This is a genomic window from Chryseobacterium urinae (assembly GCF_030518295.1).
In the GTDB taxonomy this organism is placed as follows: Bacteria; Bacteroidota; Bacteroidia; order Flavobacteriales; family Weeksellaceae; genus Chryseobacterium; species Chryseobacterium mucoviscidosis.
Genome location: NZ_JAULSJ010000005.1, coordinates 94,050 through 116,026 on the forward strand (window position 1 = coordinate 94,050; position 21,977 = coordinate 116,026).

Annotated in this window: 22 protein-coding genes; all 22 read left to right on the forward strand. The window is 39.8% G+C overall.

The window, feature by feature from the left end; genetic code table 11:
- The first annotated feature begins 276 nt into the window (after window positions 1-276).
- The 22 genes from QWT87_RS04650 to QWT87_RS04755 all read left to right on the forward strand — a co-directional run bounded on the left by QWT87_RS04650 (window position 277) and on the right by QWT87_RS04755 (window position 21,934).
- Window positions 277-633, forward strand: coding sequence for a hypothetical protein (locus tag QWT87_RS04650; RefSeq protein ID WP_098972171.1), 357 nt, complete (start codon window positions 277-279; stop codon window positions 631-633).
- A gap of 22 nt (window positions 634-655) precedes the next feature.
- Window positions 656-1,909, forward strand: a complete 1,254-nt coding sequence (locus QWT87_RS04655; RefSeq protein WP_123840834.1) for a hypothetical protein — start codon at window positions 656-658, stop codon at window positions 1,907-1,909.
- Window positions 1,910-1,984: 75 nt separating this feature from the next.
- Entirely contained in the window at window positions 1,985-3,457 is a 1,473-nt protein-coding gene (locus QWT87_RS04660; protein WP_317169758.1) for a relaxase/mobilization nuclease domain-containing protein, read from the forward strand.
- An 87-nt stretch (window positions 3,458-3,544) separates the two neighbouring features.
- Entirely contained in the window at window positions 3,545-4,198 is a 654-nt protein-coding gene (locus QWT87_RS04665; RefSeq protein ID WP_098972166.1) for a ParA family protein, read from the forward strand.
- Between the two features lie 33 nt (window positions 4,199-4,231).
- On the forward strand, window positions 4,232-4,768 hold the full coding sequence (locus tag QWT87_RS04670; RefSeq protein ID WP_098972164.1) for a hypothetical protein: 537 nt from the start codon (window positions 4,232-4,234) through the stop codon (window positions 4,766-4,768).
- A 116-nt stretch (window positions 4,769-4,884) separates the two neighbouring features.
- Window positions 4,885-5,205: a DUF4134 domain-containing protein gene (locus tag QWT87_RS04675; RefSeq protein WP_098972162.1), complete on the forward strand. Its 321-nt coding sequence runs from the start codon at window positions 4,885-4,887 to the stop codon at window positions 5,203-5,205.
- A gap of 3 nt (window positions 5,206-5,208) precedes the next feature.
- Window positions 5,209-5,523: a DUF4133 domain-containing protein gene (locus QWT87_RS04680; RefSeq protein WP_098972160.1), complete on the forward strand. Its 315-nt coding sequence runs from the start codon at window positions 5,209-5,211 to the stop codon at window positions 5,521-5,523.
- The gene (locus QWT87_RS04685) at window positions 5,495-8,584 is read left to right on the forward strand and encodes a TraG family conjugative transposon ATPase (RefSeq protein WP_185208945.1); all 3,090 of its coding nucleotides are present in this window, start codon (window positions 5,495-5,497) and stop codon (window positions 8,582-8,584) included. Before QWT87_RS04680 ends, QWT87_RS04685 begins: the two co-directional genes overlap by 29 nt.
- Entirely contained in the window at window positions 8,571-9,224 is a 654-nt protein-coding gene (locus QWT87_RS04690; RefSeq protein ID WP_098972156.1) for a hypothetical protein, read from the forward strand. Before QWT87_RS04685 ends, QWT87_RS04690 begins: the two co-directional genes overlap by 14 nt.
- Window positions 9,225-9,233: 9 nt before the next feature.
- Entirely contained in the window at window positions 9,234-9,920 is a 687-nt protein-coding gene (locus QWT87_RS04695) for a hypothetical protein (protein WP_098972154.1), read from the forward strand.
- A 66-nt stretch (window positions 9,921-9,986) separates the two neighbouring features.
- Window positions 9,987-10,655 (forward strand): hypothetical protein, encoded by a 669-nt coding sequence (locus QWT87_RS04700; RefSeq protein WP_098972152.1) that lies wholly within the window; start codon window positions 9,987-9,989, stop codon window positions 10,653-10,655.
- Between the two features lie 4 nt (window positions 10,656-10,659).
- Entirely contained in the window at window positions 10,660-11,490 is an 831-nt protein-coding gene (locus QWT87_RS04705; protein WP_098973083.1) for a hypothetical protein, read from the forward strand.
- 1 nt (window position 11,491) lies between these two features.
- Entirely contained in the window at window positions 11,492-12,739 is a 1,248-nt protein-coding gene (locus QWT87_RS04710; RefSeq protein WP_123840837.1) for a hypothetical protein, read from the forward strand.
- Between the two features lie 36 nt (window positions 12,740-12,775).
- Window positions 12,776-13,390 (forward strand): conjugative transposon protein TraK, encoded by a 615-nt coding sequence (gene traK / locus QWT87_RS04715; protein ID WP_098972149.1) that lies wholly within the window; start codon window positions 12,776-12,778, stop codon window positions 13,388-13,390.
- 2 nt (window positions 13,391-13,392) lie between these two features.
- A complete protein-coding gene (locus QWT87_RS04720; RefSeq protein WP_098972148.1) occupies window positions 13,393-13,743 on the forward strand; it encodes a hypothetical protein in 351 nt (116 codons plus the stop codon).
- Window positions 13,740-14,954, forward strand: coding sequence for a conjugative transposon protein TraM (gene traM / locus QWT87_RS04725; protein ID WP_098972146.1), 1,215 nt, complete (start codon window positions 13,740-13,742; stop codon window positions 14,952-14,954). Before QWT87_RS04720 ends, traM begins: the two co-directional genes overlap by 4 nt.
- Window positions 14,955-14,958: 4 nt before the next feature.
- Window positions 14,959-15,828 (forward strand): conjugative transposon protein TraN, encoded by an 870-nt coding sequence (gene traN, locus QWT87_RS04730; protein WP_098972144.1) that lies wholly within the window; start codon window positions 14,959-14,961, stop codon window positions 15,826-15,828.
- A gap of 12 nt (window positions 15,829-15,840) precedes the next feature.
- On the forward strand, window positions 15,841-16,197 hold the full coding sequence (locus QWT87_RS04735) for a hypothetical protein (protein WP_098972142.1): 357 nt from the start codon (window positions 15,841-15,843) through the stop codon (window positions 16,195-16,197).
- The gene (locus QWT87_RS04740) at window positions 16,197-18,185 is read left to right on the forward strand and encodes a type IV secretory system conjugative DNA transfer family protein (protein ID WP_098972140.1); all 1,989 of its coding nucleotides are present in this window, start codon (window positions 16,197-16,199) and stop codon (window positions 18,183-18,185) included. Before QWT87_RS04735 ends, QWT87_RS04740 begins: the two co-directional genes overlap by 1 nt.
- Window positions 18,186-18,189: 4 nt before the next feature.
- Window positions 18,190-19,071 carry a M23 family metallopeptidase gene (locus tag QWT87_RS04745; protein WP_098972138.1) on the forward strand — a complete coding sequence of 294 codons (882 nt, stop codon included), beginning with the start codon at window positions 18,190-18,192 and terminating at the stop codon, window positions 19,069-19,071.
- A gap of 11 nt (window positions 19,072-19,082) precedes the next feature.
- The gene (locus QWT87_RS04750; RefSeq protein WP_098972136.1) at window positions 19,083-19,787 is read left to right on the forward strand and encodes a hypothetical protein; all 705 of its coding nucleotides are present in this window, start codon (window positions 19,083-19,085) and stop codon (window positions 19,785-19,787) included.
- 62 nt (window positions 19,788-19,849) lie between these two features.
- Window positions 19,850-21,934 carry a hypothetical protein gene (locus tag QWT87_RS04755; RefSeq protein WP_185208948.1) on the forward strand — a complete coding sequence of 695 codons (2,085 nt, stop codon included), beginning with the start codon at window positions 19,850-19,852 and terminating at the stop codon, window positions 21,932-21,934.
- Window positions 21,935-21,977: the final 43 nt, after the last annotated feature.

Sequence of the window (21,977 nt, forward strand, 5' to 3'; positions counted from 1 at the left end):
AAATAGCCCAGTATATTCTTTTTTAATCCTCACATATTCCAGATAAGCCCAGCACGTTCTTATTTAGCCCACGCCCTATGAATACTATTGTTTTCACGATTTTTATGCCCCAATTTTGCAGAAGAAATTTTAATCAGAAAGCAAAATGAAAACACAGATTTATTTTTCTGTTATTTATCAGAGAGGAAATATTAACCCTTACTTGCCAAGAAGCGCAGAGCTGTTTAAATCGGATAAAGCTTCACTAAAGTTATTTTACCATAGGATAAATTGAAAATGGAAAGAGGAAAAGAAGACTTGATTATTATAAGAATTCAAAAATCCAGAAAAGACAACTGGAAGAAAATCTGCTCAGAAAAGCAAATCTCCCTGACGAGTCTAATTATCCATTCGGTAGAAAACAGGATTTTGGATGATGAGAGGCGGAAAGTTTTGAATTTCATTGAAGAGCAGGACAACATTTTTGTAAAGATAGAAACGAACATCAATCAGGTAGCCCGGTATGTCAATACAATGAAAGCCATAACCTCTTCGGAAGTAGGCTATTTCAACAGGCAGTTAAGTCAAATTATTGAGTTAAAAAAAGAACAGAATAGCATTTTTAAAAAGATCTATTCCATGATTGGAAAATAAAACAAACAGCAAATTTAATGATATGCAGAAATTAATATGCAGTCTCGCAGGATTATTTTTCCTTCTTGCAGCTGGAAATATTCAGGGTCAGGTCGGTGTTAATACCACCAGCCCCGCAGCAACCCTTGATGTTATCGGCAATACGGATAAAAGCAAAGCGTTGGATGGCATTATTGCTCCAAGAGTGAAAGGAAGTGAGTTGGCTTCCTATACGTACACAGCTTTGCAAAAAGGGGCATTGGTCTATGTGACCGAAGCAGCACCGGTACTTTCTGGTCAGGTTGCCCATATCAAAAGTCCTAATACCTATTACTATTTCGACGGTTCGGCATGGGAGCCGCTTTATGGGAGCTTATATGATGTAGTTGAAAGAGGAAACTTTGCCCCGAGATATATTTCGTTTACTGGAAGCTCCATCACAAAGCAAGGTACAACAGATGCTGCCTTAGGAATGAATCCGCAGACCTATTCGATGTATTTTGGAAATATGAACCAGATGCACACGGGAACGTATAATCTTTCTTACGGATACGGAGCCCTGCAGAAGCTCTCCACTGCTTCAGGGAATGTCGCCTTTGGAAGCTACAGTTTGAATGGAGTAACAACCGGAGCATACAATACCTTTGTCGGCCATATTTCAGGATATGATCTTTCCAATGCCGGAAAAATTATTACGGGAAATGTGAACGTAGGACTTGGAAATGCAACCCTGGCAAAACTGACTTCCGGATATAAGAATATAGCAATAGGCCAGTCGGCCCTGAACAGTTTGAATACCGGAAGCTATAATACCATTATAGGTCAGTCTTCGGGGCAGTTTATTACGACGGAAAGCAAAAATGTAATGCTCGGGGCGCAGGCCGGAGGCTATGTCCGGGGAGAAAACAATGTATTTATCGGAACAGGAGCCGGGCACAGCAATACGGTAAATAGTGTAGAAACAGTAAACAACAGGCTGGTCATACACAGCAATGCAAGCCTGGTTCCGTCCGAAGCTATCGGAACAGAGAACGCCGTTGACCTGAGCGCTTCCTGGACCAATGGCTTGATCATCGGGGACTTTGCCGAACGATGGCTAAAATTCAATGGGACACTGAATCTTAATCCCACCTATCATATGGTACCGCAATCAGATACTTCTTATATCCTGAAAGTCGTTGCAAAACCGGACGGAAAACTGGGATTAATTAACGACAATGTGGCTGCCTTCATATCCATTCTCGAGACAGCAACCCCGGCACAAAAAATACAGATCAAGCAAATTTTAGGCATATAAAATAAGTGGAAGAAACCTTAAAGTATAATCCGTAAGTAGGCGGCTAATATAACCATAAAATTGATCGTAAAAATTATGGAACCTGCGGGTTCCGGCTTTCCCGGAGTACAGTATAATGATAAAAAGGTAGAGAAGGGGAGTGGAGAACTGATGCTGATGAAAAATTTTCCTTCCATCGTTAATGAAAACAGCAGTCAGCAGGAGGTCCGGGAATATTTAAGATCCATCTCAAATATTGAAAGGGTAAAAAAGCCGCAGTTCCACGCCGCGATTTCCACGAAGTTCCGGGAACATACCAAAGAAGAGCTTACCAATATCGCAGAAAATTTTATGGATGAGCTGGGGTACGGAAAGCAGCCTTTTATTGTGGTGTTCCATAATGATACGGAAAATAACCATACACACATTGTTTCAACCCGTGTCAGTAAACAGACCGGAAAGAAAATTAATGACAGTTATGAAAAGCTTAAGGCACAGCAGGCATTAAGCCGTACCATGGAAAAGCTGTATGGACTAAGTATACAGGAGCAAATAGAAAAATTACTGGGTTACCGATACAATTCTATTAAACAACTTGAACTGCTTTTAGAAAGAGACGGATTCCGGCTTTCTCCCAATAGGAATGATGAGGGTGCTTTAGATATACTAAAAAACGGAGTCTGGGAAAAAACCATTAACGCCGCCGAGCTCAACTTCAGCAGTCAAAAAAAAGATTCCAGGGCATGGCAGTTAAGGGCGATTCTCTTAAAATACAAAGAACTGCACTCTTGCAAGGTATTCAGGATCGAAGACCACAGGGCTCAGGAAGGTGTATTACCTGAAGAAAAGCACAACGAGAACTGGAAGCCGAAAATTGAATTTGAGAGTGAGCTTCAGAAAAAATTGAGGGATGTTTTCGGGATTGATGTTGTATTCCATACTTCTGACAAAGTAAAAACTGCTGTAGAACTCAAACCTTTCGGATATACCTTGATTGACCATAAGACAGGATCAGTGTATAAAGGAAGTGAGATTATGAAAATGAATGAATTGTTTGAGTTCACTTACGATACCATAGACAAAAGGCTTTTTGAAAGCTTAAAAGATTATAACATAGCAGATGAGGCTGCTAAGCAGGTTTTACAAGATCATTTGAAACGCCAGAATCCTGACCATGTGCCAAAAGATTTTATGCTTTTTGAAACTAAAAAAAGGAAGAATAAAGAAATATTTGGCTTAGTGAGGAATGAGGTAAAGCAATATCTCAGAACACATAACGCAAAAGATGTTCACATTATAAAGCCCGAAGACGGTAAATTTTATGTGATCCACTCAAAATTACACTACGTAGGGGAACTTGAGCAGCTGATCGGCGAAAAAGATTATCAAAGATTCCTGAATCCGGGTGACAACCAACAGCAGGTTTCAGTAAACCAGAGTGAAAAGCTTTCAAAAGAGCTGAACAGAAGCATCAATGATTTGATTTTTCAATTCAGCAGATCCTCAGGAGGATCAGGAAAAGACCCCGGAGAAGAGGAGCGTAAGAAAAGAAGAAAAAAGAGAAAATAGAGGCAGTGGTTATCAGTTGATCGCCCATAAAAATCAACCAACACCTTTAAAACCGATAAGCATTAACCAACAGCTAACAATCAAACTATGATTATCACTTTTGCCACCCAGAAGGGCGGAGCGGGAAAGACCACTCTTGCCATTGCCTTTGCCAATTACCTTTGTGAGGTTTCCGAGAGGAAAATCAAGGCGTATGATTTTGACTTTCAGAAATCTTTTTTCAACAAATGGAAAGAGGACGAAAATTCAGAGCTGCCTAGGCTTTATGAAGTGGAGCTCATTGGAGACGATGAAGAAGAACAGCCTTTTGCCGATCTGGAAAAAATTATAGGCCTTAAGGAAAGCGAAGATATATACCTGTTTGATTTGGCAGGCACGCTGGACCAAAAATACAGTGACCTACTCATTTACAGTGATTTTATCATCATCCCTTTCGAATACTCCGATGTATCGGTAAAATCGACCCTGGTATTCAAAAACCTGCTGGGCCTACTCGAAAGTGAAGCAGAGCGGATCTTCATCCGTTCCAAATATGACAAAGGCTATAAATATCTCAATCAAAGGGAGATGGATATCGAGATCTCAAAATACGGAACCCTGATTGTAAGCCCTGTATACAAAAGGAATTGTTTACAAAGCATTAATACGAGGAAGCTTACCTACGAGCAGCGATACGCTATAAAAAAGCCATTCAATGAAATCATTGAACAAATCAGTGAAGCATTACAAATCACCCTGTAAGGCTGATTCCAAAGAAAAAACAAAATAAAAAATATGATAAAGTATTCACTCATCCTGTTAGCAGCTTATTTCCTGTATTATGCCGGAAATATCCTGTACGACCTTTTTTTAAAAAAAGAAAAGATCACTCACGTCGATCTGACTGAAGAATTTTCAATAGGCGGTTTTGCACAAACTGATGCTGAACCTCCAAGCCGGATTGGTATTGAAGATGTTGAAAACCTCAGTACCCCCAAATCCTTTTTAAAAAAGGATCTTGAATTCCAAAAACCATCTTCTACCGACCAGCAGCCGGATCTGGAAGAGATGAGAAAGCGATTTGAAGCGGAGCAGGATATTGACGATATGCCCGCACCAGTGAACGATACCAAAACAGCACCAGCAGAAAAGAGCCCATCCGATAACACAAGTCATCTTCAGGATATGCCCAACAAAGCAGAAGAGCATTCCAAATGGGAAAAGACTAAGCCTAAAAAATCCCATTGGAAAGAACTCCTGAATTTATCGGAGACCACCGTGCAGATGGTGGCTAACTACGATGGCCAAAAGGTCTACCACTCCGTCATCTAAGCAGTAAGAAACCCTTCAAATTGACCAAATATCATCCTATCAACTGATACGGATAGCATACCTCTTATGCCAATTTCTAAGCACAAAATTTAATTCTAAACCAATAATTAATCATTATGAACAACAATGTAAAACGCCATGTGGCAGTAAAAAAGATATTGACTGCCTGTATGATTCTCCTTGCTGTCACTCCCATATTTGCCCAGGGCGGAGCAACAGCCATCTCTAATGCAGCCAATGACATTAAGGACTACTGGGATCCCATCAAGCTGATTCTGAAAGCCGTGGGCGGATTGGTCGGCTTTATCGGAGGTCTTCGAGTGTATAACAAATGGACTAATGGAGATCAGGATGTTAACAAAGAAATCCTGGGCTATGGAGGAGCCATGATCTTTCTGATTGTCGTTCCGGAATTCGTAACCTCATTCTTTGCGTAAGCTATGGGATTCTACCTCTACAAGGGGCTCAAAAAACCCCTTGTATTCTTCGGACTCAAGGGAAAATATATTTTCTATGCAGTGGGTGTTATCGGAGCCGGAGTCGTAGCCGCACTCATCTTATCCAGGTTCGGATTACTGGGTTCCTTACTGGGCCTTGTAGCCACCGGAGGCGGTGTTTACCTCATTTTCAAAAGACAGGATACCCGTGGCCTTTATGATAAGACTAAAAACTTCGGTCAGATTTTCATATTTCCTAAAAGGTTGGACAATAAAAAATTTTTACAGCATGGCAACAACAAAAAAACAAGCATTTAACATTCCTTTCATCGGGTATGATTATGGAAAAGATCACCATTGGGATTTTGATGTTCTTTTCGGGCAGTATGGAAACCCCATCATTGGCATCAGAATCAGGAATATGGTGGAACAATATTCGGCAGATCCGGACAATTATCTGAACTTCCATACGGTGTTGAACCAGGTCGTATCTATCATCGGAGAAGGGAGAGTTGTTCAGAAGCTTGATATTTTCTCAAAAAAGAAATATTCAGCCGAACCTTCCAAGGAGTTCCTCCAACAGAAATATTCCGAGCATTTTGACGGCAGGCTTTTTAAGACCATTGAAACCGTCTTGCTGTTTACGGATATTATTCATGATAAAAATAAAAAAACAGGCCGGTCAGCGACCGGTGGCAATATAACAGAAAAAAGTTATAAAGAACTCCGGGACAAATGCCAGAAGGTGTTTATGCTGTTGAGGCAAAGTGACTGTGAACCGGAGTTCTTATTTGAGAAAGATTTTGAGTATTATATTTCCGGAGCATTATCCATGCAGTTTTCGGGTACCCCGGTTTTTGACAATATCAGAAGTACCAATGAATACCTGCAAATCGGAAACCGATTCGTTAAAAATATTTCCTATGTCGATGTGGAAAACATTGACCTGCCCTCTGAAATAGAACCTTATTCCATACTGGGAGGAAACGGAGCTGCCGCAGAAACGGCAGTGGATAATTTTACCTTTATTAATGAACTGGAAGATTATGAAACCATTATCTACAACCAGGTCATTACCATTCCCCATCAGGCACAGCAGCAAAGGGAACTGGATAAAAAGAAGAAAAAGCACGAAGGAGCAGCGAACAATTCGCCTTCCAATGCCATTATTGCCGAAGAAATCCAGAGCCTTCTCCATCATATTGCCATAGAAGGCCAGCTTATTGTTAATGCCCATTTTTCCCTACTATTTTCAACAAATACGCTGGAAGAAATGGAAGGGACACAGTCCCTGATTGAAAATAAGCTGTTTACCAAGGGGATTATTGTCTCCAGGAATGCCTACAACCAGCTGGAGCTTTTCCGGGCTGCTTTACCGGGCAATGCCACGGAACTCAGGGAGTATGATTTATTTATGACCACAAGCGAAGCGGCGCTTTGTTTTTTTTTTAAAGAAAGCTACCCCGTGAATGAAGAAAGTAGTTTCTACCTCAGATTTACCGACCGGCAGGGCGTTCCCCTAAAAGTTGACCCCTCGGATTTACCGATGAAAACCGGAAGAATTAATAACCGTAACAAGTTTGTGCTGGGTCCCAGCGGTTCAGGCAAGAGCTTTTTAATGAATAATATCGTGGAACAGTACCTCACCTACAATTACGACGTGGTTATCGTGGATACCGGAGATTCCTACTCGGGAACCTGCCAGTATAAAGGTGGAAGATACATCCAGTATACGGAAGAAAAACCCATTACGATGAATCCTTTCCTGATGGATAAAAAAGAATTTAATATTGAAAAAATAGAGTTTTTGACCAACCTGATCTTTTTGATCTGGCAAGGTCCTGATGCGACGATGTCCTCAGCACAAAAATCCATATTGGATAATGTCCTGATGTCGTATTATCACGGGTATTTTAATTCTGGAACGAAGTGGTACGAAAATAAAACCTCGGAAGAGCTCATTCTTTATTTAAGCAAATATAATATTCATGAAGAAGACGTCTATGCAGCATACGAAGAACAGTTCAGAGGACAACATACCTATTATGATATTCTGGGAATTGCTTTCGATGCCGGCTTTGATGAAGTGAAAGAAGCCTTTAGAAAACTCGCTATTGAATACCATCCGGATAAAAATCTGAATAATCCTGATTATGACAGCGAGAAATTCTATACAATCTATGAGGCTTATGAAACCCTGAGTGATCAGGAAAAACGCAAAGCCTATAATGAGACTCAGCTGATTCTCATTCAGGCTAATGAAATCATGCAGCAGCCCAAAAATGCTGAAGAATGGAATGAGTCGTTCAGGAAAGTCATCATCAAAAAAATTAAGGAGCTGGAAGAAAAGCTTGTTATAAAAGAACTTTCCTTCAACGGGTTCTATGAGTACTGTGACAAATTCCTCCCTATTTATCTGGGTAATAAAAAGCATAAAATCACGGAAAGGGAATTTAACCTAAGAACATTCCTGTTCGTACTGAAGGATTTTTACAAAGGCGGAAGATACGGGACCACCCTCAATGAAAGTGCAGACAATACGCTGTTTAGCGAACCTTTTATCGTCTTCGAGATTGATAATGTGAAAGATAATCCAAAACTTTTCCCCATTGTAACACTTATCATTATGGATACGTTCATCCAGAAGATGAGACTGAGGAAAGATCGTCGAAAAGCCCTAATTGTGGAAGAGGCGTGGAAGGCGATTGCGAGTAAGCTGATGGGTGGATACCTATTGTATCTGTACAAAACGGTACGGAAATTCTGGGGCGAGGCGGTGGTAGTTACCCAGGAACTGGATGATATCATCGGAAATGCCGTCGTAAAAGACAGCATCATTAACAATTCCGATACGTTTATTCTGCTGGATCAGACCAAATTCAAAGACAATTTTGATCGGATAGCGTCTCTATTATCTCTGAATAAAGTAGAACAGAACAAGATTTTCACGATCAACAATCTCAACAATAAATTCGGGCGAAGCCGCTTTAAGGAGTTTTATCTCAAACGAGGTTCTAAAGGAGAAGTATACGGCAACGAAGTGGCCCTTGAGCAATATCTGACCTATACCACAGAAAAGCCTGAAAAGTCGGCCATTGAATACTACGTTGAGCAGTACGGAAACTACGATAAAGCCTTAGAAATTTTTGTAGAACAGGTGAAAAGCTTCGGGGATGATATGGGAAGCATGGTTTCCTTAGTGAACCTCTATCAGAAGCCTTTGGATTCAAAAGTCCTTGCATTCTACCACGGATTTAAGAACCGGAAGGCAAACCAGGGTAAAAATATTTTCAAAATCATTACCCAGGAATTGGAAGATTATAACATCAGCCTTTCGGAATTAATTAACAGACAAACCCATGCATATGAAAACGTTTAGTTTATTTTTTTTAGGATTTGGAAGTTTAGTATATGCCCAAAATACCTACATAGACCCTACCGTAACGGCAGCAATGATCCTGTATTCGGAAAACCTGAAAGCCAAGCAGAATGAAGTCATCGATGAAACTTCCAAGCTGAAAGATGCGCAGACCTGGGTAGGAACCCAGATGGTAGCCGCCAATGATATCCAGAATAAAATACTCAAAGGTTTGAAAGAAGTTTCAGGAACCCTGCAAAACGGAATTCAGGTAAAGGAAATTTATACGGAACTCAATAAATGCTACGGGTATTCTTCTGATGTCGCTCAGTTAGCTTCTGCTCATCCCCAATATGCCATTTTCGGGGTTAAAGCCTCGCAAAAAACCTATGAGCAAAGCCTGAAAATCGTAACGGATCTATCAGATATCCTGGCCTCAGGAGAGCTGAACCTCGCTACGGCAGGAGACCGCTATAAGATACTGCATAATATCTCGGGAAACGTAAAAAATCTAAAGCTGTGGCTGTTGGCTATTAAGCTGCGATTGGAAAAAGCCAACAGACTGGGATTCTGGAACTCTATTAATCCCTTTGCGGGCTACATCAATACCGACAAAGCCATTGTTGAAGACATTATGAACCGGTACAAACGGAATTTTTAAAATCAAATAATGAAAAAGAAATTTTTTTTAAGCGTATTCATTCCGATGGTTTACATCATAATCACTTCTTCCGGAGGCAGCTCTACGCCCGCCTGGCAGAAAGAAAATGTTTCCTTTCCGATGATGGACCTGGAAATAAATGCTACGATGAAAGAACATGACAGGCAAAAGGAAATGCGGCAAAACCAGACGCTGAATGCCGGTATTGAAACGGTCAATAAAAACGAATGGAACAGCTTTAAGGATAAGGTTGTTAAAATACAGGACAGATTAAGGATTGTTTCATTTGCCTTGCAGGCGGTTCCAACAGGAGTGGCGATGAGCAGGGAGATTGGTAAGATCACTCAAAACCAGGCTGCCATTATTGATGAAATCAGCACCGCACCTTACTCCATTGCAGCGGTCCTGCCTTCCGGAGTACAGTATGTAGATGATTTACAAATGGTACTCCGCTTAATCACCGGAATTATCCTCTCTTACGGAGCGATCAATCAAATGGAAAAATCGGAACGCAAGATTTTATTGGACTATGCACTGGGTGAAGTCAAAACCCTGAGCAGGAATTCAACCCATATGCTACTCAAGATACGGGACATTAAAGCCAAAGTACTGCGTAATAAAAGAGCTTTCCAGTATTACGTCAACAGGGATAAACAAGTGGTGGAGAATATTATGAAGAACATTAAATCATTTTAAAAATGAAATCGAAGATTCTGCATAGCCAATACATTTCACATATACCATAATAAAAAAAATAAGGATATGAACAAAAAAATACTAACCCTCGGAATTGTACTGCTTTCTACGATTTGCATAAAAAGCCAGCAGATCGTGATCAATGACAAGCTGCTGTCCCAGATTACCGTTAATCATGGCGTTCGATTAGGGAGTGAGCAGGCTTTTTTAGACTCTTATGAAAAGCAAAATGAGCTGTATAACGAGATCAAAAATAAAACGGCCCAGGTGATTGCCATTCAGGAATATATCTACCAGCAGCTTAAAAATGTTAATTCGGCCCTTACGCAAGGTAAAAAGCTTATCTACCTCTATCAGTATTTAGGAAAAATCGTAAGCAACTCCCAAACCATGCTGGATTTATCCATGCAACATCCGGAATATGCCGTACTGGTTTCAAAGTATTATACGGCCATAGGACAGCAGGCAATAAAGCTCCAACAGGAGGTCACGCAGGATATCCTGAATGAAAACAAAGATTTTCTGATGGATGCTATGGATCGGGAAATGCTCATTGAAAAGGTACTGACAAGGGTCAGGAATATCAACGGCAATATTCTCTATATCATTTTACGGCTACAGAACGCCAAGAAGATCCCCTATCTCTATCAGGTCCCTGTACTTAGGAATTACATCAATATCGACAGAGCCATTGTCAGTGACATTATTCAGAAATACAAATACATTTTTAATTAAAACAATGGAAAATTTACTTATAAAATTAATCAGGCTGCACTTATTGCTTGTAGTCACCGCCGTATCCGCACAATTAAGTGTAAAACGGCTCAATGACCCTGCTATTGTCGCGCAGCACAAGCGGATGGTTTTTGAAAGCTGGGGAGACTGGCGACCTTACCCCAAATATTTTCTGGGCGTTCAGACCAATTTCGCCTATGCCACGGTATGGGGAATGTGGGCACCCAAAATCAATAGGGATTATAAAGACGGAGACGACATTAGGCCCCTGAAACCTACAGGAGTACAGAACCAGCGATTTGCAGAAGTGAAATATGAAGAGGAAGAAGCCGAAAAAATAAAGGCTGCTTCCGATACCATCTATAAAAGGAGTGTCCAGGACTTCGCCCATTGGACTTCTGCTACCGTAGATGCCGATCCGTTTTGGCTTTTGTATTACAAACGGATGCTCAAACCCATTACTGAATTTCCTGATACCCCGCAGAATTTTATGGAATGGAGGCTCAAAGACCAGGAGACCTATGAAACACTTAATAGTATAGGGACCCTAAAAAGGCTTCAGCAGGAGCTGGATATGATCAAGGAAAAATATTCGATGTCCCGGTCTATGGATATGCCAAGGGGAAAGCGCTTTCTGATGTACCATGAAACCCTTTTGCGTTGGAGAAAATTTGCTCAGGAATTAAGGAAACATAATAACAAAACGACCCTTCTTCTGGATTATAAAAATATCCTGAAAAATCATTCTTCATATGCTTTGCCTACAGCCTGGAGTCCGTCGTCGGACGGGCAGGTCGTTCAAAATATTATGAATCAATACAAACACCGATATTAAAATGAATAAAGCAGTAACCTTATGCTGTTGCCTTCTGGCTCTTTTATTGCCGGTAATGGGCTTTGCCCAGACCGATGGTGATTACAGCAATTTACTTCAGTTCCTGAAAGGCGACGGAGCTTTTGAGAAATGGTTCATGGAGGTATTTACCAAGCTGGACACCAGTATTCAGGATAATGCCAGTGATGCCGCATTGGTGGGAAAAGCCATTGGCGGATTAGGGGCTTTGATGTACCTCGGATACATGGGATGGCAGATGGCTGCCGGAGACCGGGAGTGGGAGATTACCCCGATGTTGAAACCAATTCTGATCGGATTCACGCTGATCTACTGGACGGGATTTGTCAATCTGATACAGGCTCCCTTTGAAGCTATCGCAGAGCCGGGAATCAGCATTTTCAGTGATATAGAGTCTGAGGTAAATGATCTTCGGGTGCAGCGCTTTAAAAAACAACAGCAATTGCTCGATGCCATCATCAAGCTCAAAGCAGATGAAGATGCCAAGCAGGAGGTCATTGAGAATACCGGAAAAGATGCCGATGATTCGTGGTTTGATATCAGCGAGGGACTGGATAAACTCATCCAGCCCATCAAGGAGTGGCAGATCAGGATGCAGTTCCAGATGCAAAAATTAGTGGCTGAAGTGATTGAGTTTATCTGCCTTTCCATTTTGAGAATTTGTGTCTACCTGATTTTCTTTATTCAGAAGATCTGGGCGTACATCCTTATTATATTAGGCCCGATTGCGGTGGGTATGGCTCTTGTTCCGGGATTTGAAAGTTCCCTGTACAACTGGGTTTCCAAATTTATTAACATCAATCTCTACACCTTTGTGGCTTATACCATCATCAACATTGGGCAGCAGCTGATCGCTTCCGGCTATATGATGGAAATAGAAAGATATGATACCCTTTTAACGAATGGAACAGTTACCAATTTGGATGCCCTACTGGTCTATGTCAGTAATTCGGGAATGATTTATAACCAACTTTTTACGTGCGTAGCTTATATCGTCACCGGAATCGGGGTTTTGATGACCCCTACGATTGCAGATACCATTGTGTCAGCAGGAGGAGCCGGAGCCATGACCAAAATGAAAAGTGCCATAGGCAAAATGGCGGGCAGTGCTAAAACTGCTGTTCTGGCTGTTAAAACCGGAGGTGCTTCTGTGGCTGCAACAGCTGCCAAGTCTGCTGCGGCAGGTTCTGCATCGGGGAGAGTTCAGCAGGCAATGAAAAACGGGAAATAGGATTTCCTGCCATTTTAATTCAAAATCTTAATAAAAATGCTTATCAAAAATATAGAACAAAGAATCAAGGTGAATAAGATAGTTTCACTTTCAGCCATTGCCTTTGCCGTTTTTATTGTCATTGCGGGATTTTTCTTCGCCTATAAAATGATTGAAGATTCCAGAAAATCCATTTATATCCTGGATAATGGTGTCCCGGTTTTGGCCAAGCAGATGGATGTTTTACTCAACAGGCCCGTTGAATACAAAGCCCAGATTGAACTCTTTCATCGGTTATTTTTCACATTGGCGCCTGACGATACCTATATCAAGGATAATATCCAGAAATCATTGTATCTCATCGATGACAGCGGAAAGAAAGAATATACCAACCTTAGGGAAAAAGGCTTTTATAACCAGATCATTGCTTCAAGTTCGATGGTAAGCATTCATACCGATTCGGTTAAGCTTGATATGGAACAAAAGAAATTCGCCTTTTTCGGAAAACAGATGATTACAAGAAAATCATCCGTAATTACCAGAAAGCTTATCACTGAAGGTTTCTTTGAGGATATTATCCGAAGTCCCAATAACCCGCATGGAGTGATCCTTAAAAACTGGCGCATCCTTGATAATGAAGAAATTTCAAACCAAACCAAAAATTCGTACTAACAATGAATACTTCATTCAAACAAGTCGGACAGAAATGCCTGCAATGGATTGTCCATCACCCTAAAAAGTTTTTTGCCTATTCGATGATTTTTTTGTCAGTGTCATTCATAGGTTCTCTGATCCAGGGAATTTTCTTTCCCAGCGAGACAGTATTTACCATTAAACCACCTGTCCTTTATTCCAAAAGCCAGAAGGAACAGACCCCTACTGTAAACAACGAAAAAGAGATGAAAAAGATTGTGGAAGAGCTTAAAATTTTAAAAGTGAAAAGAGACCGAAAACAATTACAGAAAGGGGACAGCCTGAGGATTGAATATTTGTTTAACCAATTTCAAAAATTAAAAACTCAATGAAAAAACTCGATTTCAAACAGAAGAAATACATCCTGCCCCTTTTGGCACTGCCGTTTCTGCTGCTTTTTATCTATGTAGGAACCCAATTCGCCAAAGAAAAACAGCCCAAAGAGAAGCCCAAAGAACTCTCCATTTCCCTTGGTGAGTCGCAGGATTCGATTATGAGTAAGAATGATGCCTATGACGCATTTTTCAAAAAAGAAGATAACAGAACGATGCTCGAGGGGCTGGGCAAAGAAAAGGACAGCCTGCTCAGCTACGAAGACCAGCTGTCATTAGCGCAGAAAAGAAAAATAGATTCGCTCAAAGCGGTGTCCGGAAGACAAAACGGGTATCAGTCGAAAGGAAATTTATCTTCTTACTATAATCCGAAACAACAACAAAATGACGACCGGGATTACAAACGGTCTTCAGAAATTATCCGGATGCTGAACGATAAATCTTATGGCAAACCGGAAAGTGACTATGCTTCAGAGCCTTCAAAAGCAACTCCTCACACTCCTCAACAAAACCCTGATCCGGTCAAATACCTGAAACAGCAGATGCTGGTGATGGATTCTTTGGAAAAAGCAAGAGACCCGGAATACCAAAGTAAACTGGCAGCTGAGGAAAAGCTGAAAATGAGTAAGGAAAAAATGGAAGAATTTCTGAATTCTACCTTCAATGTCAGTAAATCCGGTATCAATAGCGAGTTCAATGCTTTCTACAAAGAAAAGGAAAACAGCTTTATCAAAGCGGTCATTGATGAAAACAACAAAGGGTATTTGGGAAGCCGGATTCGGTTCAGGTTACTGGAAGACATATATGTGGGGAACAAAAAGCTCAGTAAAGGGTCTTTACTCTATGGGCAGATTTCAGGATTTGCGATGCAAAGGGTTAATCTCAGTATCGTATCCGTATTCACTAAAGGAGAAATTTATCCGGTCAACTTATCGGTTTACGATGTCGATGGAAGCAAAGGGCTCTATGTTCCGGAGAGTATTTTCCGGGATATGATCCGGGAAATGGGAAGCAATTCCGTACAGGGAACACAGATGGATATGGGCGGACAGGGATTTTTTACCAGTATTGGCTCTAAACTGTTTACATCCACTTCCAAGTCCATTGCTAACCTGATTAAAACCAACAAAGCCAAATTGAAATACAACTCTTATGTATTTCTGATTGACGAAAAACAACTGAAAGATTCACAAAACCAACAAAAAAAATAAAAAAATGAAAGCCATATTGTACACATTACTGATTTTCATAACACAGCTTTTTACGGCGCAAACAGCAACCAAAGAACAGCTCATTTCGGATTTACCGGAACTAGAAATTACTGAAGGAATCAGCCTTCATATTATTTCTCCGGAACCTATCCAGTATGTGGATCTGTCCACTAAGCAACTCACGGGAGACTTACCTTCAAGCCAGATTGCACGGATTAAAATTGTAGAAAGAGATTCGGTAACCAAGACACAAGAATCAGGATATGGACCCCAAGAAAAATGGAAGCCGAACCTCGGCATTATCACGGTGGTGGGGCAGTCTTTTATTGCACAGTACAAAGCTGTTTACAGAAATTCTGAAAACCTGAATACCATTACTAATATTCATATTCAGCCGGAGGAAATGCAGCCCATAGAATTTGATAAAATGGCTTTCTCCAATCTTGAGCTGAGAAAATTTGCGATGGACATTATTCAGAAAAAATCAGAAAAAAATCCGATTCGGGAAGAGAAAAACCTGGGGCTCAGTGTTCAGCTCAATAATGTCTATGTCATCAGTGACTATATATTCCTGGATATGACCTTTAAAAACAATTCCAACTTAAGTTATGATATAGAAGCTTTGAAATTCTCCGTAGAAGATAAAAAGATCCATAAGGCGACCAACAATCAGAGTGTTGAAATAACTCCAGTGTTTCAGCTGAACCCTCAAAAGCATTTCAGGAAGAATTTCAGGAATATTTATGTGTTCAAAAAATTCACTTTCCCGAATTCTAAGGTGATGATGATCCGCCTGATCGAAGAACAGCTCTCAGGAAGAACCATCGAAATGAAGATCAACTACTCTGATATCCTTAAAGCCGATACATTTTAAATAATTGATACTATGGACAATTTTATAACTATCGCAATTATAGTATATGGACTAATGCTAATTGCAACTGTATACTGCTGTGTTGGTCTCATCATTTTTGGAAAAAAATGGAACCAATATGCAAAGGATTATGAGCAATTATTAATCCTTAAAAATGAGTTTGAGAAAATGTCTGAAGAGGAAAGTTACTCCTGTATGATCGATAGGGTTAAAAAAAGAGGATATGAAGTTATTGACCAATTGAATGTGTTGAAGGCTGATCTTGTTAAAATACTGGAACATCATGAAAAATTGCAACGGCAGAAGCAGCATGATAACCAGGCTGAGAAGGAGCCATCACTGGACAATTTTTTTGAACACTATTCCTAATGCAAGAACAACAACATCAGATCAGGATTTACGGCTTCCTTCAGAAGGCGGTATATGCCGTTGTGGCGTTGGATTGTGCTTCACTATTTTATCTGCATGCCAATATTCCGGTGGTTTCCAACTTATTGAAGAATTTTTCCAGAATGAGCTTCATTTATCCTCCTGTCAATGCTAAACTGGCGACACTACTATTGATAGGATTAGTGGCTGTAGGAACAAAAGCTAAGAAAAAGAAAGACCTTCATATCGCTATGGAAATAGTAGTTCCTATGGTATTGGGACTCCTGATGATGTTTTCCTCTCTGGTTTGGGAGCGTGAAGCCGGAAATCCTTCACTTCCTAAAATATTTCCCGGAATGAGTCTTTACCAGGTGGTGTATGCTTTTTTATCGTTTTTGGGAGCGGTTGTTCTTCAAATGGGAGCTGACAGCATCTCTAAGCTGATGCAGCAGAAAATGGGAAAAGACCGATGGAATGTCGAGGAAGAATCTTTTGACCAGAACCAGGAATTAGTAGAATCCGACATGATGATTAATATTCCTTATTTATTCCGGTATAAAGGGAAAAGCAATAAAGGCTGGATGAATATTAATCCTTTCCGGGGGACGATGGTGATTGGTGTGCCAGGTTCCGGTAAATCTTTTGGAGTGATCAATCCCGCGATCAGGCAGATGATAGCTAAAGGATTTTGTCTGATAATTTACGATTTTAAGTTTCCCGACCTGGCGCAGATCGCTTATTACCACTATTTATTCAAAAAAAGTAAGGAATCAGGTTATAATTACAATTTTTATGTTATTAACCTCAATGAAGTTGAGAAATCCAAAAGGGTGAACCCGTTCGCCAAAAAATATGTGCAGACATTAGCAGAAGCACAGGAAATGGCTGAGGCTATGGTGTCTTCTTTACAAAAAGGCAGTACCAGTTCCGGAGGTGGGGCTGACCAGTTCTTCACCCAATCAGCGATCAATTTCCTTTCATCCTGCATTTATTTTTTTGCAACCCACGAAAACGGAAAGTACTCGGATCTGCCTCACATCCTTTCCTTTATGAACCGAAGCTACAAGGAAATTTTTGATACCCTTTTTGGACACGAAGAATTGTATTCTTTATTATCGCCTTTTAAATCCGCCTATGATAACAAAGCTTTTGACCAATTGGAAGGGCAGGTAGGAACATTGAAAATATTCCTTTCCAGACTGGCTACCAAAGAAAGCTTTTGGGTGTTTTCGGGAGATGAAGTGGAACTCAAAATAACAGACAGGAACAATCCTTCCATTGTTATTTTAGCGTCAGACCCGGGAACTCAGGACATCAACTCTGCTTTGTATTCTTCGGTGCTTAACAGGACTTTAAGACTGATCAACTCCAAAGGTAATCTTCCGGGAGGTATTATTGCTGATGAATTTCCTACGATTTACATCCATAAAATTGATAATGTCGTTGCTACGGCAAGAAGCAACAGGGTTGCTGTAATGCTAGGGCTTCAGGAGCTTCCACAGCTTCGCCAGTTTTATAAGAAAGAAGTTGCAGATACCATTTCTGCCATTGTCGGAAATATCCTGTCCGGCTCTGCAAGGGATAAGAATACCTTGGATTGGCTCGAAAAATTATTTGGAAAAATAAAGCAGAAGTCGTATTCCCAATCCATCTCCCAGCAAGGTACGACCACCAGTATCAATGAGAAAATGGACCATATGATTCCAGCCGGAAAAATTGCAGCACTTAAAACCGGAGAAATGGTGGGGATGATCGCCCAGGGAGAAGAAAATGATACCGAAGAATACAAAACCTCTGCTGTGAACGGTAAAATAAACCTGGATATGAAAAGTATTAAAAAAGAGGAAGCAGAACTTCCGTCCATGCCTTCCTATTACTCCTTTGTGGATAGGGCAGGAGTTAACCGCAAAGAAGAAGTCCTAATGACCAACTTCAGGAAAATCAATAAGGAAGTTGAATTAATTGTCAGAGAATCAGTAAAAGCATAATCATATGAAGAGTAAAATAATTAGCAACCGAATTTACAAGATGGTGGTCTTCATGCTTCTGTTGGTAAACAGTTTTACGTTTGCCCAATTCAATACCATAATGCCTGCACAGCCTCAAAAGCCCCAAAGTCAATCCCATGTTGAATTTACAAAAGAAGAGAAACCTATTGATCCCAAAAATGGGAAAAATTTCTGGAAAAAAATATTCAATACGACAACAAGGTCGGATTTAAAAAATGAATTGGATTCTTTAAAAATACTGTTAAAAAAGTACAAGCATACCAATAATTCTGGAAAAGAGAGCTTTCAAAAAATTAAAGATTCTTTGCTATTGGCCACCAAGCGTAGAGCCGAACAACAAATGGATCTTTTAGAAAATCAAAGTTCCCCGGCTTTATATGACTTTGTGGAGGAGCCTAAAGAATCTTTATCAAAAGTTGTAATGCCTTTGGCGGGTAAGATGGCGATCACTTCTTCTTACGGGACACGGGTTCATCCCATTTCCGGAAACCGGAAAATGCACAATGGTATTGACCTGAAAGCATATTATGAAAATGTATATGCAGTCATGGACGGAGTCGTAACGGCAGTGGGGCGGTCAGCGACCGGAGGCAATTATATCAAGATCCTCCACTATGGCCGATTTGAGACAAGCTACCTGCATCTTTCAGAGATTTATTATCGGACCGGAGAGTTCGTGAAAGCCGGATTTATCTTGGGAAGAAGCGGGAATACCGGGAATTCTACAGGGCCTCACCTGCATTTTTCGGTGAAAGAATTCGGACAAAGCATTAACCCTACTCATTTTTTAAATGATTTAATAAAAGCCACTCATCTCATGGCAACCTATCATAATACTGAGACAGCAACATACAACCCCTACTAAATACATTAACAATGAAAAACAGCAATTTACCCACAGACGAACTGAAAAAATATGGAATTATTGGTGAAGACCATACATTTTCCAAAAAACTAAGCGCAGAAGATATTCAGAGATTCCTACAGGGATACACCATTGTCGCTGACAACGATAAGAACAGGGCAACCTTTCAGCTCACGGATAATAATACCAGGCTGAAGGTTATCTTCCTGGAAAGAGACAAAAGCATCTCGGAAATTCTTAAAAACAGTGAAACGAGAATCGAATACTCCGATATAAAGAAATTCTCAAATAAATTGCCACCGGAGGTTTCGGCGATAGAAAAGAAAGCTTTTATTTTCGATCAGGACACCGGCAAAGTAGCCGAGTTTGATTTCATCAGGCATACCACGGAGTTGACTGCTATTATTGCTGATCTAAGAGATGCAACTGAAACCGGGCGATATAAAATAGAATTGCAAAAACTGAAAAATTTCCTTCAGGATAAAATTGACCAATATCCCGAGATCGCTAAAGAAATTACCAATGATCTGAATATTATCTCCAAAGAGATAAGTACAGTTGATGGAGTTCTTGCCAGGCAGCATAATGATTCTCAAAAACAAGAGAAATCTGATATCAGGTTGAATGTAAACGACCCGGATCTTTATCAAGATGTCAACCAGATGAGAGAAGAAGAGGAGCAGGAGCAAGAAGAAAAGCGAAGGTTTAGAAGATAGTCCTATGGATGCCTCTGATAAACTATTTCAGAATATATAAAATCTCAAAATAAAATTTTAAAATGGATTTATTTGAAGATTATGAGCTTCTTCCGGAAGAATTGAAAGCAGTCTGTGATAAATGGCAGCAAAAATCAGCATACTGGGGGCTTGATTATAATGATTGTGAGATTTTTCAGAAAGAATGCGAAGCTATTGGCTATACGTTTGATTACGGACTGGATGCAGAACCATTTGATTTGCGACCCATCAATTTAGGGCAACAATTACAAGACCATATTACGAACAATCAAAATCCAGGCATTATGCGAACAACAAATGATCTAAGCTGGTATGATAAGAATATTACTCCTCTAACCCGGGCTTATAAAGATTTTGTAAAAGAAAAAGAAAATACATCACCTGAACATTTTTTTCAGGATGGTGAGAGAGTCTTTACGGTGAGAGAAATCAAGTTTTTAGAGATTCTTGGGTATAAAAATTCTAAAAATGACATGAATGTTTCTTATCCTGAAAGTAGAGAATCAGTACCCAGTGAAGAAAAAATAAAAAATATCAGGAATGAACTTGTTAAAGATAATCTGAGTTTTTATCCCGGTACTCGAAATGTTATACAAGAGAATTTAGGTAGTGTAGAGAACAGAGAATCGAAGCTTGATGAACTCAAGGATATGCTTACTCAATATTATGAAAATGAGCAGGAAAGTATGTTTGATTTTACCCATCCGAAATCTATTAAGACGTTGGAGCTGGCATTATTTCTTCAAAATGCAGATGAACAGTTAAGAAAGGAAGTTCTGACATACATTTTTACAGAACGACCACTACAGCCTGATTTTTACGACTTCAGAGATGAGTCTTATGATAGGGGAGAATCTTCTTATGAGAAAGCAAAGGAATCCTATAAGCTAAAGATAGAAAAATATAATCTTTTTTTAGAAAATGCATATTTAGTTTTTGACAGGTACAATTTTGATATTCATATGATCCATGATTCCAATGTCGAAAGAAGACCGGATGCATTCAAAGCCTTACTGTATGACCTTTCTAATCGGTTTTCTGCTGAAACTAAAGCAACAATTAAAGCCATTAATACAGATCAGTCAGTAATTCATGCTAATAATGATAGGAAAATGTATGAAATAACATCGTCCCTTCAAATGGAAAAAAATAATCCCCATGTGGAAACTACCATCGAAGGGTATAGCAGCAGTGAATTAATGAATCTGTCAGATGGCGAATTAGAAAATCTATTAAAGCTAAAGAAAGACCAGTATAAAATAGAACAAGTGAACGATGATATCATTGCTATGTCTTTTATTGATAGTGAAATAAAAAGACTTCTGGCCCTGATTCATCATAAATCAATTAATAACAATCAAAATCCCAACATTATGGAAACAACAAAAGAATTCGATCAGGTTCAATACCTAAAAGACCAGTTAAAATACCTTGGTTTTGGAGAAGCAGAAGAACTTCACAAAGACCTGGAAAAAGGTATTGAGTCTAGCAAACAGCAGTTTGAAATCAAGACATACTCCGACAAAGCATTGCCCGGAAATACCGTAGATTTTATTTTAAAATTCAACAAAAGCGAAAAAGGAGGTGTTTTCTTTAATTCCTACCAGGCAACGTTGAAAAATGAAAAAAATGAAAGCTTTTCCCACAATTTTTATGTGAGTAAAGAAAGCACCTTTACTGCTAAAGAGGCTGTTAATCTTCTGGAAGGACGTTCTGTGAAAATAGAATTTCACAATCCGAAAACAGACCAGTTGGAGCCTGCTTTTGTCAAGCTCGACTTTAAAGAGCCTAAAACAGAAAAAGGAAATTATAATTTCCAGAATTTTTATAAAAACTATGGTATTGATACCGCTGAAATTGTAGAAAAGTCCAATCTGGTCTTTGATAAGCCTGAATATAAGGAGAATACGATAAAATCTTTGGAAAAAGGCAACGTGGTTAAGGTGAAGTTTGAATTGGATGAAGGGGTTATAGAGGGAAAAGCGGTTCTTAATCCCCAGTACAAAAATCTGAACCTGTATGATCAGGATATGAACAGGATCAATACCAACAAGCCTTTACAGGGTTTGGAAGATGAGAGAGAACATGATAAAGCCAATGTAAGAGAGCAAAGCATCAAACGATAAAATTTCCTACCTATTATCTGAAAGCGGTAAGTCTGATGATGAT